Below are 14,892 nucleotides of genomic sequence, written 5' to 3' on the forward strand. Positions count from 1 at the left end.
AAATTACCTATCTTGCCAATAAGCTAGCAATCTCCTCCAAGTCAATATACCCAATAATATTACCTTGTTCTCCTTTTATAATCAAATACTCCATCCTATTTAAATACTTAACAATACTTTTTATCTCATCATTCATATCTAAAATTAAAGCAATAAGATTACTATACTTTTTACCATTAGACAAACTATACAAACTAAAATTATCACCTTCTTTTTCAAGAAGAACATTAAATTTGTTAGGATCATCATTAAAAGCAAAATCCATTTTAATAATATCCTTAATTTTTAAAATATTTAAAACAGGAAGATTATCAATAAAATTAGCTATAAAATCTGTCTTTGGATCCCTTAATATTTCCAAAGGCTTACCAACTTGAACAATCTCTCCATCTTTCATAAAAGCAATTCTATTACCTAATTTAAAAGCTTCAATTAAATCATGAGTAATAAACACAACTGTTTTTTTTAACTTGTCTACCAATCTCAAAAGCTCACCTTGCATTTCTCCTCTAATTAAAGGATCAAGGGCTGAAAAAGCTTCATCCATTAAAAGTATATCGGGATTAACTACCAAAGCTCGTGCTATACCTACCCTTTGCTTCATTCCTCCTGAAAGCTCATTGATATATTTATATTTAGAATCTTCAAGACCCACAAGCTTTAAAATATCATAAGCCCTTTGTGTCCTTACTTCCTTAGGAATATTTTTAACTTCAAGTCCATAAGTCACATTCCTTAAAACATTCATATGTGGAAAAAGCCCAAAATTCTGAAAAACCATGGCAAACTTATCTTTTCTTAAAGCAGATAAATCTTTTTGATTAATATCATTCATTTCAATATTATCTACCAAAATAGATCCAGAATCTATTTTGTATATGCCATTCAAACACCTAACAAAAGTAGACTTACCGCAACCTGACATACCCATAATAACTAAAATTTCATTCTCATAAACATCAAGACTGATATTTGCATTTGCAATAAAAACAGAAGATTCCTTGTAAATGTCAGTTCTACATTGACCATTTTCATAATTCTTTATAGCCTTAACTATTTGTTTTTTGTTTTTATGATAAGAAAATGTCTTATAAAGATTGCGGACTCTAACACTAGCTTTACACAAAGCAAACTCCTAATGAAAACATTACAATTACATATAAATCAATATTATAATACTCAAATATCAGAATTTTAATTAAGACAAATAAAAATAAGGGTCTGTCAAAGACCCTTATTCCGAAATCAAATCTATCTGAGCAATGACAATACATATTGAGGCACTTGATTTGCTTGTGCAATCATAGCCATTGCAGATTGTGTCAAAATACTGTTGGTTGTAGATGCAACAATTTCATCTGTCATTATTGCATCTTTAATTTGAGCATAAGATGCTTTTAAGTTTTCAATAGCATAATCTGTGCTAGCTTTAACAGACTCAAGTCTATTTTGGAAAGCACCAAGATTTGCTCTTTGGTCAGTTACCATTCTAATAGCATCTTCAATCTTTGTAAGTGATGTATTAGCATCAATAGCAGTTGTAACATTAATAGGAGAACTAACTCCACCTTGAGCTGGAGCTGGTTGAACTCCTTCCTGTTGTGCACCCTCTTGAGCTGGAGCTGCTTGAACACCTTCTCCACCAAAAAGATTTGCAACATTAGTTGAAAAAATATTAACTGCAATTGCTTCATCCTGATTTGCACCCACTTGAACTCTTAATGTCCATGAAGCTTGTGCTCCAGTTAGTGATGCTGGTGTGTTAATTTTTGCAGGTTGCATTCCAAGCTCTTCAGCAGTTTTTACATTTTGAGCAGATGACTTGTTAGATAACATATGCATCTGGTTATATTGAGCCTGATCAGCCACTCTGTTAATTTCATCTGTAAGTTGTTCAATTTCAATTTGAATAGAACCTCTGTCTGCATCTGAGTATGTACCATTACCAGACTGAACAGCAAGTTCTTTCATTCTAACTAATATCTTCTCTACTTCATTCAAATTTCCTTCTGTTGTTTGAATAAAATTTATAGCCTTTGAAGTATTTCTAGAAGCTTGAGATAATCCCCTAATTTGAGAATTAAGCTTACCAGCAACACCCATACCAGCAGCATCATCAGCTGCACGATTAATTCTATACCCACTAGAAAGTTTTTCTTGAGTTTTGCTAAGATTAGCAGCATTAATGCCATTATTTCTAGAAGCATTTATAGCTGACGTATTATGATTTATAATCATATAAAATTCCCTCCGTGTAAATTAATATAATTTTGATATTTTAGACAAATCCATTTGTCCTTTTAAAAAAGGATATCACAAAAATAAGAAAAAAATAAATATAATAATCAACTTAAATTAAATCAGTTATTTATTTTGCCTTTGGAAATTCAAAGATTTAAGAATGTTTTCATGCTCCTTCATTTTCTTAATAGTAAAATCTAAAGTATTAAGTTCCCCTTCAACCTTTCTACCCTTGTCTTCATATTTCTTTTTATAATCTTCAACAACATTTCTTTGATTAGAAATCCTAAGATCATAACTTCTGATTTTATCATAAATAAATCCTCCAGAACTTACTAAAGAAGACAGATAATCGCCAAGCATCTTAGCAAGTCCATCATCATAAATGCGATCATCATTAAAATCAAATGCAAAAAGTTCCTTTACTGAATTAATATTGCCTCTTATTATCTCATCAAACTTCTTATCATCAAGCTTTAAATAACGAGAGAGACCTCCTGATGAAGACATAGAATTAGTAAACACTCCTATTTGATTGATGATTGAAAAATCAGGATCATTGGTCCTGTAAGCATTAAACATTATCGCTTCTAATCTTAATTTAAGACTTTTTAATGCAAATTCAGTTCTAAAGATCCCTAAATTTTTAGACGCCCTCTCCCTTTCCTCATCACTTAAATAAGACCATTCTTCTAATACATCTAATTTTTGACCTTCTAAATTCTTCTCATTTGAACTTACAATATTAATCCCTGCAAGAACCTCGTTATAAGCTATTAGAAAATCTAATAAAAGTTTTTTAATCCCATCATAATCAGGCTCAACCTTAGCAACAATAGTATCATCTGATGCTTGTTTTAAATTTAATGTAACATTAGGAATCAAATCATTAATAACATTTGAATCACGCTCAACATCAACTCCATCAAATTTTATCTTTGCATTTTCTGCAAAGCTCTTTGCATTTATTGGCAAATAACCATCTCTATTTTTTGGATCAAAAATCTCAATATTTTTAATAACAAAAACCTTATTATTCACTTTATTTTCGATATTAATCTCTTTTAAATCTGAAAGCGAACCAATTTCAACTTCAACTTTTTCAAAATTACTTGCAACATTTATTGGAGGCAACTCTAAGGAACCTGTATTACCATTAAGTTTAACCATATTCATTTGAATATACTTTTTCTCTTTTAAAGGAAGTTTATGATCAGAATCAAGATCAATTATGCTATCTTCACTTTCAACTTTAGCATCCTCAAATGTAGCATCCCCAGGTTTGAAAATAATCTCATTTAAAACACCATTGCTATCTGTATCATAATATTTAACTTCAAATTTAATTTTACTTCTGATACTAATCTCAATACTATCTGGAATACTTATCGTAATTTCTGAAAGAGGCTCTAAAACAACACTATCCTCATCAAGATAAATCTTATTACTACTATTTTGTTGACTATTAACAATTTCTACTAAATTTGGATTGAAATTTGTTGTAAGCTCACTTAAAATACCTATCTGTTTAGCAAGCTTTAAAGCCTCATCTTTCATAATAAGTTTATTATTTTCTCCTTCCTTTAAGGATTGTAAAACTAACCTACTATTACCAGAACTATCACTCTTTATAATTTTAGCTGATAAAAATCCCTTACCCCGATTATTAATATCTTTTACAAGAGATTCAATATCTCCATTATTCCTAACCTTAATCTCTTTATTACCAACTAAAAATATATAGTCTCCTTCAGGAATACTAACTTCTTTGTGTTTAAACTTCTCAGATAAAAAAACATCACAACCTGCTGTTTGATTAACATTGATTTTATAAGATTCATTTTTGGCTCCATACCGAGCAGATATGGAAAGAATATCATTATTACTAGAATTACCTGACATATAATTAAAAGGACTATTAAGAGACGTAATTTGCCTTGAAAGCGAATTTAGAGTGGCAATTTTTTTATTAATCATTTGCCAAGCATATTTTTCTTGCTCTAAGTTCTCTAGCTTCTCTACAGATAAATCTACTTTAGCTTTATAAGATTTAAGCATAGACTCACGGATTTCTTTAGTATTATATTTATTATCCACACCTGGAACAAAAAACCCAGAAGACATTGAAATACCCCTTTACCTAGAAAGTCTAACATAAAAATACATAAATCAAATAAAATTATATTACATTTCTAAAACAAAAAATAAACATCTAATAAAAGACATATTAAATAAACAAAAATATTTAAAAAAATATATGCTTATAGTACAATTTAATTCATGGGAGAGTGAGCATGCCAAATTTCTGTTTGTTTAATGCAAAATCTGTGTTGACAGGAAATGATAAAATAGACAATTCAGCTGTCCTAATTGAAGACAGTAAGATTTTTGATATCGTAACAGCCGATAGACTTGAAAAAATTGATTTAAAAAAATATGAAATGATTGATGTTAAAGGTAACTACATAACACCTGGTCTTTACGATAATCATATACATGGATTTCACGGCTATGGAACCGATCAATGCTCAACAGATTCAATAATTAAAATGTCACAACATTTAGCAGAATATGGAGTAGTAGGATTCTTACCAACACTCTATCCACGTCCAATTGATGAAATGATTGAGACAATCAAAGCATGTACAAAAGCAATAGGCAATGAAAAAGGCGCAAAAATTTTAGGGCTTCATCTTGAAGGACCCTTTTTCTCTCCTGAAAAAAAGGGTGTCCATCCTACATCTTATCTTCAAAATCCAAGCATTGAGATCATGAAAAAATTTATAGATGCCGCAGGTGGTACTTTTATAGATTCTTTTGGAAGAAAAAAAACAAATATTGCAACAATGACAGTTGCACCTGAGCTTAAAGGCATGAGAGAACTAGCAATATTTTGTATGGAAAATAACATAACACTTCAAGCTGGACATACTAATGCAAAATATGAAAATATGATCGAAGGATTTCAAGTCGGAATACTGCATACAACTCACTTCTTCAATGCAATGTCACAACTTAACCACAGAAATCCAAATGCAATAGGAGCTGTTTTAATTCATGGAGATATATCGTGTGAACTTATTGCTGATGGATGCCACATACATCCAAAACTAGTTTTAATGCTTAGAAAACTTAAGGATATAAGTAAATTAATTCTTGTAACCGATGGATTAACTCCAACGCTACAAAAATCTGGCAAATTAATAGCTAATGGAGAGGAAGTATACCTTAAAGATGATGGATTATTTCATATTGTAGAAAACGATATAATAGCAGGCTCAGCACTCACAATGATACAAGGAGTTAAAAATTTAGTAGAATTTGGATACAGCTTAAGCGATGCAATTCAAGCAAGTTCATACAATCCAATAAGAATAATTAATCTTGAAAAAAAAGGCTTAATATGCCATGGCTATGATGCAAATATAAATGTCCTTGATAAAAACTTGGATTTAAAATTAACAATGATAAAATCAAAAATAATTTTTAATAAACTTTAATTTTATATATATCATATACAAATGAGGAAAGAAAAATGAGATTAATAGTTCGATCTAATTATAAAGAAGTTTCAAAATGGGCAGCTAACCACATAGCCATGAGAATAAAAGAATTCTCACCAACAAAAGAAAAGCCATTCATTTTAGGACTCCCAACAGGAAGTTCACCCATTGAAATGTATAAAAATTTAATTGAGATGAATAAACTCAAAAAAATATCATTTGAAAATATAATTACATTTAATATGGATGAATATATAGGATTAGATAAAAATCATCCTGAAAGCTATTGTTCATTTATGTGGAATAATTTTTTTTCCCATATAGATATAAAAAAAGAAAATGTACATATATTAAATGGTAATGCACCTAACCTTACTATTGAATGTGAAGAATATGAAAAAAAAATTAAATATTACGGCGGTATTACACTTTTTGTAGGAGGAATTGGACCTGATGGTCATATTGCCTTTAATGAGCCTGGATCATCACTGCAATCAAGAACAAGAATTAAAACTCTAACTCAAGATACAATTATTGCAAACTCAAGGTTCTTTGAAAATGATATTAATAAAGTGCCTAAAAGCGCCTTAACAGTAGGAGTAGGAACAATTATGGATTCAAAAGAAGTAATGATTATAGTAAATGGCCATAATAAAGCAAGGGCATTAAAACATGCTATTGAAAAAGGAATAAATCATATGTGGACCATTAGTGCTCTTCAATTACATAAAAATGCAATTATAGTATCAGATGAACCTGCAACATATGAATTAAAAGTAGGAACAGTAAAGTATTTTAATGACATCGAAAAAAACAACTTAAATAATGATATATAAAACCTATCATATAACTATACAAAGAAACACAAACTAAGCATAAGAGTAAATATTCCTTAATGCCTAGTTTATGAAATTTTTAGCATAAAAATTATTCTATTATTTCATTATATACTCTTGAAATTTCCTCCCAATTTAAAGCCTTAAATAATCCATCAATGTATTCAGCTCTTCTATTTTGATATTTAAGATAATAAGCATGTTCCCAAACGTCAATACCTAAAATAGGCTTATAATCCTCCATTAAAGGACTGTCCTGATTTGTTCTTGATATTATTTGTAATTCTTTATTTGTATGAAGAACTAACCAAGCCCAACCACTTCCAAAAATATTCATAGCTGAATTTTTTAAAGATATCTTAAGATTATCAAGATTACCAAAAGTACTATTTACGTGATCTGCAAAATTTTTCAAAATATTATCTTTATTTCCAGGTTTTAAAATCCTAAAATACATATTATGATTAGAATATCCACCAGCATTATTCCTAATAGCAGTTTGAAGTTCCTTGGGAAAACGATGAATATTTTTTAATATACTTTCAATATCTCTAGAATAATTTATTTCCGTTTTTTCAAGAACAGAATTTAAATTCATAGTATATGCATTATGATGTTTGGTATGGTGCAATTTCATTGTCTCAGTATCAATATACGGTTCTAAAGCATCATAATTATAACCAAGTTCTGGTAATTGAAACATAAAATCCTCCTTTTTTTTTAGTCTTTTGCATGACAATTTTTATATTTCTTTTTACTACCACAATAACAAGGTTGATTTCTTCCAATTTTAGGAACATTTCTAATTATTTGCGCTCCTGATACATCATTTCCTTCTCTCATGGCAATATTTGAAAATTGATTATGAGTAGCAATAACACGCTTAGGCTTTTTATTTTTATAACTACCACTAGAATCAAGATCAACTTTCATCTGTAAAGTCCGCCTTAATGTCTCAACCTTAATATCTTTTACAAGCTCACTAAAAATTGTAAAACTTTCTTCCTTATATTCAGTAATTGGATTTTTATTAGCATAAGATCTCAAATAAACTGACTCTCTTAAAGAATCGAGATTTGCAAGATGATCTTGAAACTTAGAATCAATATTCCTTAAATATTCATGTTTTAAAAATTCATTTAAAAGTTCAGCTCCAATCAGCTCTTCTTTTGTATCTAAATTAGATCTTGCAATTTTCATTAACTTATCTTTCAAAGATAAAATACTTATGGTATCAACAGAGCCAATATCTCCCATCATGTAAGCAAAAACTGAATTTATTTCATTTAATATAGAACTTGTAACCACCTCTCCCTTAATTTGGTCAAATAAAAAATCAAGATATTCTCTTAAAGTGAGAAGAATACGTTCCTTAATATTATTATCAATAAGAATTGAGTTCCTTTGGGAATAAATAAACTCCCTATGATTTGTTATAACATTATCATACTCTAAGAGATGTTTTCTAATCTCAAAATTTCTATCCTCTACACGCTTTTGTGCATTAACCAAGGATTTTGTTAATAAAGAATGTGTAATGGGCTCACCTGTTGCCATTCCAAGCTTGCCCATCAAAACTCTTAAATTATTCCCTGCAAAAAGCCTCATCAAATCATCATCAAGTGATACGTAAAATCTTGATCGTCCAGGATCTCCCTGCCTTCCCCCTCGACCTCTAAGCTGATTATCTATTCTTCTTGACTCATGACGTTCACTACCAATTACATAAAGTCCACCAAGACTCTTAATTTCCTCATAATCCTTAAGATATTCCTCTTTCTCACTTTGTATAGCTAATTGGCATTCTTCAAAACTTACACCTGTACCAATTTTTTTGCGAATCCGATGCTCAAGATTTCCACCAAGCTTAATATCAGTACCACGTCCAGCCATATTAGTCGCAATTGTAACAGAATATTTTGCTCCTGCTTCAGCAATAATTAAAGCTTCACGAAAATGATTTTTTGCATTAAGAACTTCATGCTTAATGCCCTTATTTTTAAACATATTTGATAAAATTTCTGATTTTTCAATAGAAACAGTTCCAACAAGAACAGGTTGACCTCTCTTATAAGCCTCATAAACCTCATCAGTAATTGCTTTAAATTTAAATTCTTCAGTATAATAAATAATGTCATCTTCATCTATTCTTGATACCAACTTATTAGTAGGAACAACTACAACATCAAGATTATATATTCTATGAAACTCTTTTGCCTCGGTATCAGCTGTACCAGTCATACCAGAAATTTTGTTAAACATCCTAAATAAATTCTGAAATGTAATTGTTGCCATAGTTTTATTTTCACTTGCAACCTTAACACCTTCTTTAGCTTCAATAGCTTGATGCAACCCATCAGAATATCTGCGTCCTTTTAAAATACGTCCCGTAAACTCATCGACAATTTCAACTCCAGAATCTCCAACAATATATTCTCTGTCCTTATAAAAAAGCAAATGAGCTTTCAGTGCTTGAGTCATATAATGAACATAATTAAAATTGGAATCAACATACATAGAACCCTGAATTATGCCTTTTTCAACTAAAATTTTCTCTAGATTATTTAATCCATTTGCTGTAAAAGATATTCTCTTTCCTTTCTCATCAATCGTATAATCTCCATCAAGTTCATCAATCTCTAAAGGATAATCTCCAGTTTTTGGGTCCTTAGAACATTCTTTTAAAATTGAAACAAGAGAATTAACTTCAAGATAAGCACTAGTATCTCCATCAGTAGAACCTGAAATAATTAAAGGAGTCCTAGCTTCATCAATCAAAATAGAATCAATTTCATCGATAATACAATAATTAAAATTTCTTAAAGATTTATGAGATAAATCAAAACACATATTATCTCGTAAATAATCAAATCCAAGCTCATTATTTGTAACATAAGTAATATCCTTATCATACTCTGCTTTTCTCCTAGCAGAATCCATATTAGATAAAACAACGCCAACACTAACTCCTAAAAGGTCAAAAACTGGTTTCATCCAATTAGAATCACGCTCTGCAAGATAATCATTTACAGTAACAATAATTACTCCATCACCCTTTAAACTATTAAGGTAAGCAGCCTGAACTGAGGATAAAGTTTTACCTTCCCCTGTCTTCATCTCTATTATCTTTCCCTGATGAAGTGCAAGTCCAGCAATAAGTTGAACATCATAGGGTCTCTCTCTAAGTCGCCTTCTAGCAGCTTCTCGTGAGAGAGCAAACGCTCTTTCTAAAATATCCTCTAAAGTTTTACCTCTCTTAAGTTCATCTCTAAATTTATCAGTTTCCCTGGCAAAATCCTCATCTGATAAAGACAATGCCCAAGACTCAAATTTATTAATATTTCTCAAAATAGGAAGATATTTTTTTAAATCTCTTTTATTTTTTGAACCAATAGTTGATTCAAAGATAGCTCTTAACATATCAGGTATCAATTCTCCTAAAATAATTGACTTTCAACTATTTAAAATAATAACATCTAAAACATGAAAAAGTTTTATACAATTTATTTAAAATTATTTCTTTTTATTATATCATGTAACATCAAAACTTTAAACGAGCTTGGAAAACAACAATTTGAAATTCCATTTGGAACACTGCCTGGAGAAATCACACCATTTGAAAACAAATTTATAAATTCAAGATTTGATATTAAAACATATAATGGGCTTGTATATATTGTAGAAACAAAAGCAAATAAATTAATGATTTTCAATTCTTATGGCAAATTAATTCAAACTTATCAAAATGGCATCTTTAAAACAAATTATGATCTTAAAATCAAAAAAATAGACTTTGAAAATATTCAAGCTATTTATCCATCAAAAGACTTTATTGTTGTATCAGACCAAATAGATCATAAAAAATCTAAATTTAATGAAAAAGAAAATATAACATACTCTACAAAAATATTTATTTTAAGTAAAGATTTATCCGTAGCAGTATTGGGACAAGAAGGACAAAATGGAACACCATTTCCACAGGTTTATGATATTAATATAGATGAAGGAAACAATATAGCAATCATAACTATATACCATGAAGGATACATAATATACTCTTATGACCAAACTTTCTCACCTCTTTACAAAATTTATGTAAATACAAACATATTAAAAATACCAGAAAACGAAATAAAAAAATATAATATATCAATAGATAAAGTATCTTTTGACGTGAGCAAAAAAATAATTTATGTCAAGACAACCCACTATGAAAATATTAAAACAAACGAAAACATTAATGACCTTGGAATAAGAATTAAAAATCAATATTTCTATACAATAAGCTTAAACAAAAACAAAGAATTTGAAATTAAAAACAAAATCACTCTACCCCAAAATATATTAGAAGATCAACAAGAAAGTTTCATCAATATTATTGGAATCCAAAAAGATAAAATAATAGCCACTACTAACATGAAAAACCTATCTAATACATTAATATGGAAACTAGATAATAAGGGCAAAATAAAAGAGCAGATGATCTTAATTGAACCACCAAATCTTAAATTTCTTGCAGAAAGTTTATCTAAAGATGGAATACTTAGTATACTTTATGGAGCAAAAAGTGGGGTCAGCGTCTATTGGTGGAATTTAAATAACTTACTTAAACTATAAATATTCAAATAATTAATATTTATGCTTATGATAAATAAAAATTGGAAAGAAGAAATAAAAAAAAGGAATGAAAAAAAGATAAAAAAACATCTAATCATTGGAATAATTTTTGTAATCATGTTAATAATTATCAAAATCATATTGATTCTTAAATTAAAAAAATCAAAAAGTAGATACTATTCTACTATAGTAATAAAACATAAAATATAAACAATAATTGATACATCAAAATCAATATAAAAATTACTTAAAAAAAGCCAATATATAAGTGTTATTAGATAACAAAATCATTGAAAATCCATAATTTACATAGACAAGATTAACTATACGTTATATACTAATGTTGCATATAAAAACGAAAATTTATTAAATATAGTGATCATCAATAATAAAGGCTATAAATCATATTTTAGTAAATATTAGTTCTTGGAGGATAAAAGATGTTGCAAATATATTTTATATCAGTTTTAGTAAATATCTTGGGAGGAATAGTATTAGCATTTCCAATTTTAAGAGAACAATTTAAGTTCTTAATAATCTTTGAAGATTTTGTAAATATAATTCAAGATAACAAAAAAGTAAGAAGCATTTTTGGAATAGTATCTTTAATAGTTAGCATCTTTGAAATAATTATACCTTATGACTTGCCAATAATTGGAAACTTACTCCCTGCTATAAGTTTGTTTTTAATTGGTTTTATTTTTAGACAAAAAATACCTGTAATTCTTCAAAATAATAAAGAATGTGGAAAATTTAAATGTTTTATTGAAAATAATAAAAAAGTAATAGGAATTTTTGCATTAATTATTGGAATAATTCACTTTTTTGCAGCAAGAGCACCCTTTCTTTAAAATCTAAATTTATTATCTATAAAAATATAAAAAAGACTAAGAATAAAAATAATTATAAACAGAAAAATGAAAAATATAGTTCAGTGTAATAAAAAAGTAAAACATTAACGATATGATGTACTATCAATATATAAAATGACTAAAAATAAAGAAATCATAATAAACCTTAAAAATCTAGAACATAATGTAATATCAATCAAGAATCATGTTCAAAAAAAAGAATTAATAGCTACGTTAAAAGCAGATGCCTATGGACATGGGCTTATTCAAACATTCAAATTTTTAAAAACAAGAGGAATAAGTTATTTTGGTCTCTTTTGGATAGATGATGCTTTAAAACTTAAAAAAATAGATAATAATGCAAGGGTATTGCTCTACATTAATACAGATCAAAATTCAATTAGAAATCTAGTCAAGTTTAATATTACACCCTTTGTTGCTGACTCTAAATACTTATCACTCATAGAAAAAGAATGTGAAAAACAAAATAAAAAAATCAAAGTTCATCTAAAAGTTGACGTTGGTATGAACAGATATGGAATCAAAATAGAACATGCTTTTGATCTAGCAATGCAAATACAAACTTCAAAATTAGTTGAATTTGAAGGAATTTGTACACATTTACCTACAACAGAAAATAAAAAAATAACTGAATCGCAAATCGAAAAATTTATTCACCTCATAAATGAACTTGAAAAAAAAAATATTACTCCAAAATATATCCATGTTTCTAACTCAGAACACATAGCAAACTATACAATAAATGCAAAATTTAACATGATAAGGCCAGGTCTTATCTTATATGGATACTACTCAAATCCCAATAAAACAAATAATAACTTACAACTAAAACCCGTACTAAGCTTGTATTCAAAAATCATATTTATTAAAAATATCAAAAAAGGCGATCAAATATCGTACTCTGGTACCTTTACTGCAAAAAAAGATATGAAAATAGGACTTGTACCAGTTGGATACTTTGATGGAATACCACAAAACACATCAAATACTTTCTACTATTTAATCAAAAATAGAAAATGTTTTATTAGAGGGAAAATATGTATGAATATTTCAATTATAGAAATACCCAATGATCTAAAAATCAATATAGGAGAAAAAGTAGAAATAATATCTGAAAGATTAAGCTTAAATATACTTAGCAAAAAATCTAAAATGAGCCAATATGAAATACTCTGCTCAATTGGAAAAAATAATAAGAAAAAATATTTATATTAAATTACCTAAAGAATCAAATTTTTTAAAATCAACTAAGTTCCCTTTACTATTATAAATCCACTTGTAAACTGAAATACCCCCAATATCATCTCTTAGTCTTAAATCCGGACCATGATTTGTCCTTTGTGACAGTTTCCCAAACTTATTGTACTCATATTTATACATACTAACACCATGAATATCATCTTGTAATTGTCCCAAACTTCCAAAATTTTTCTGACTAATAAGTCTATTTTGTCTATCATATTCATAAGCATATTCAAAAATATCATTTAGATCTGCAACCAAAACTCCACTTTTAGAATAATTACTCTTTACAATAAGATTTCCATCATCATCATATATAAATTTATATCTAAAAACACCAGCAACATCATCTATGGGATTATCAAAATCTCCATAATGCTCTTGGGACTCAAGAAGTCCAACTGCATTATAAGCATACTTATAAATCATCACTCCGTGGGCATCACTTACTAAATTAAAATTCTTATCAAAAAAAAGTTTTTCAATTAAATAAAATTTATTGTCATATTTATAACTATAAACTGCAATACCATTAAAACTATCCATTATTTCATACTTTTCTTCATAACTAGCAGGAATGGAATCACTATAATTTTTATTTATCTTGTTAGTATAATTTATTACCCTTTTTTCATTGTTCTGTATATAAAAAATGGTCTTTCTCATTGCATAACCATCCTGACTAATGGTCAAATTGTTATTAGCATCATAATTATATTCTTTATAAAAATAATCTCTTTCTTTTAAATTATACTCATATCTGTATATTGCTACATTATTCTCATCAGGGGTCAAGTTATTTTTAATATCATAATTTAAAATCTCAATAACATTACCACTCTCATCATAACGATACGTTCGTACTGCAACAGAAAAAGGATTTGAATACAAATAAGATAACTGATCTAAGTACTCTTCTTTAACAATATTAAAATTACTATTATAAGTTAATCTAAAACCATATATGCCATTTTTAGCTTTTATATTATAATTGTTATCATCATAGTATAAAACCGTTTTTGTCAGACCAGAATTATCATAATTAATTTTAGTATAATAAATATTATTTAAATCTTTAATTTGAAAACCAACTTCATTAAATCTATAAACATCAAAACTATTATCATTATTATATACAAAATGATAATAAGCAACTCCATACTTATCCCTCATAATTTCATTAGATTTATTATAATTGAAAATATTTTTCGGTTTTCTAGTGGAAAAATATTCTATTTGTTCAACATAAACATCCTTTAAATTCTTAGCAGCAAAACCCCCATTTAAAAATGTTCTCCTCTCTACATTCCCAAAATATTCTATTTTTACCTGATTTGCACAAAAAAAAGAAGGCCTTAAAACACTAAGTTTTCCAATATAATCAACAAATACAAGTTTGTCATCATCATAAATGAATTTATATCCACACTCTTCACTAGCCTCTTCTTTACTGATCTCATACTTACCTATTATCCTATAATTAATATCATAATCAGCAAATCCATAGTAAACTTCTTTTGAAAAAAGAGCATGGGTTATAAAAAATATTATTAAGAACATAACAATTCCTTGATCAATCAA

The 14,892-nt window shown here is 28.1% G+C and carries 12 protein-coding genes; 6 read left to right on the plus strand and 6 right to left on the minus strand.

From position 1 onward, the window contains the following. Nucleotides 1-7 precede the first annotated feature (7 nt). The 3 genes from K5563_RS00745 to fliD form a co-directional block, all read right to left on the minus strand. On the minus strand, nt 8-1,126 hold the full coding sequence (locus tag K5563_RS00745) for an ATP-binding cassette domain-containing protein (protein ID WP_221037111.1): 1,119 nt from the start codon (nt 1,124-1,126) through the stop codon (nt 8-10). A 125-nt stretch (nt 1,127-1,251) separates the two neighbouring features. Next, complete coding sequence (locus K5563_RS00750; RefSeq protein WP_221037112.1) at nt 1,252-2,238, minus strand: flagellin; 987 nt, start codon at nt 2,236-2,238, stop codon at nt 1,252-1,254. 126 nt (nt 2,239-2,364) lie between these two features. After that, entirely contained in the window at nt 2,365-4,365 is a 2,001-nt protein-coding gene (gene fliD / locus K5563_RS00755) for a flagellar filament capping protein FliD (RefSeq protein WP_221037113.1), read from the minus strand. 170 nt (nt 4,366-4,535) lie between these two features. Between fliD and nagA the strand changes: the two genes are divergently transcribed. Together nagA and nagB are read left to right on the plus strand one after the other, a co-directional pair. Then, complete coding sequence (gene nagA, locus K5563_RS00760) at nt 4,536-5,741, plus strand: N-acetylglucosamine-6-phosphate deacetylase (protein ID WP_221037114.1); 1,206 nt, start codon at nt 4,536-4,538, stop codon at nt 5,739-5,741. Nucleotides 5,742-5,776: 35 nt separating this feature from the next. Next, nucleotides 5,777-6,580 carry a glucosamine-6-phosphate deaminase gene (gene nagB / locus K5563_RS00765; protein ID WP_221037115.1) on the plus strand — a complete coding sequence of 268 codons (804 nt, stop codon included), beginning with the start codon at nt 5,777-5,779 and terminating at the stop codon, nt 6,578-6,580. Between the two features lie 91 nt (nt 6,581-6,671). Here nagB and K5563_RS00770 read toward each other — a convergent pair whose 3' ends face one another. Continuing rightward, the gene (locus tag K5563_RS00770) at nt 6,672-7,283 is read right to left on the minus strand and encodes a superoxide dismutase (protein ID WP_221037116.1); all 612 of its coding nucleotides are present in this window, start codon (nt 7,281-7,283) and stop codon (nt 6,672-6,674) included. A gap of 17 nt (nt 7,284-7,300) precedes the next feature. Beyond that, on the minus strand, nt 7,301-10,000 hold the full coding sequence (secA, locus tag K5563_RS00775) for a preprotein translocase subunit SecA (protein ID WP_221037117.1): 2,700 nt from the start codon (nt 9,998-10,000) through the stop codon (nt 7,301-7,303). Between the two features lie 63 nt (nt 10,001-10,063). Here secA and K5563_RS00780 point away from each other — a divergent pair, with 63 nt between their 5' ends. The 4 genes from K5563_RS00780 to alr all read left to right on the plus strand — a co-directional run bounded on the left by K5563_RS00780 (nt 10,064) and on the right by alr (nt 13,284). Continuing rightward, nucleotides 10,064-11,197: a hypothetical protein gene (locus tag K5563_RS00780; RefSeq protein ID WP_221037118.1), complete on the plus strand. Its 1,134-nt coding sequence runs from the start codon at nt 10,064-10,066 to the stop codon at nt 11,195-11,197. A 27-nt stretch (nt 11,198-11,224) separates the two neighbouring features. After that, nucleotides 11,225-11,407 carry a hypothetical protein gene (locus K5563_RS04270; RefSeq protein ID WP_255571065.1) on the plus strand — a complete coding sequence of 61 codons (183 nt, stop codon included), beginning with the start codon at nt 11,225-11,227 and terminating at the stop codon, nt 11,405-11,407. A gap of 230 nt (nt 11,408-11,637) precedes the next feature. Next, on the plus strand, nt 11,638-12,048 hold the full coding sequence (locus K5563_RS00790; RefSeq protein ID WP_221037119.1) for a hypothetical protein: 411 nt from the start codon (nt 11,638-11,640) through the stop codon (nt 12,046-12,048). A 135-nt stretch (nt 12,049-12,183) separates the two neighbouring features. Continuing rightward, entirely contained in the window at nt 12,184-13,284 is a 1,101-nt protein-coding gene (alr, locus tag K5563_RS00795; RefSeq protein WP_221037120.1) for an alanine racemase, read from the plus strand. Here the strand turns inward: alr and K5563_RS00800 are convergent. Continuing rightward, on the minus strand, nt 13,276-14,871 hold the full coding sequence (locus K5563_RS00800) for a hypothetical protein (protein ID WP_221037735.1): 1,596 nt from the start codon (nt 14,869-14,871) through the stop codon (nt 13,276-13,278). The two genes, alr and K5563_RS00800, sit on opposite strands and share 9 nt — an antisense overlap. Nucleotides 14,872-14,892: the final 21 nt, after the last annotated feature.

It is taken from the genome of Borrelia sp. HM (genome assembly GCF_019669085.1).
In the GTDB taxonomy this organism is placed as follows: Bacteria; Spirochaetota; Spirochaetia; order Borreliales; family Borreliaceae; genus Borrelia.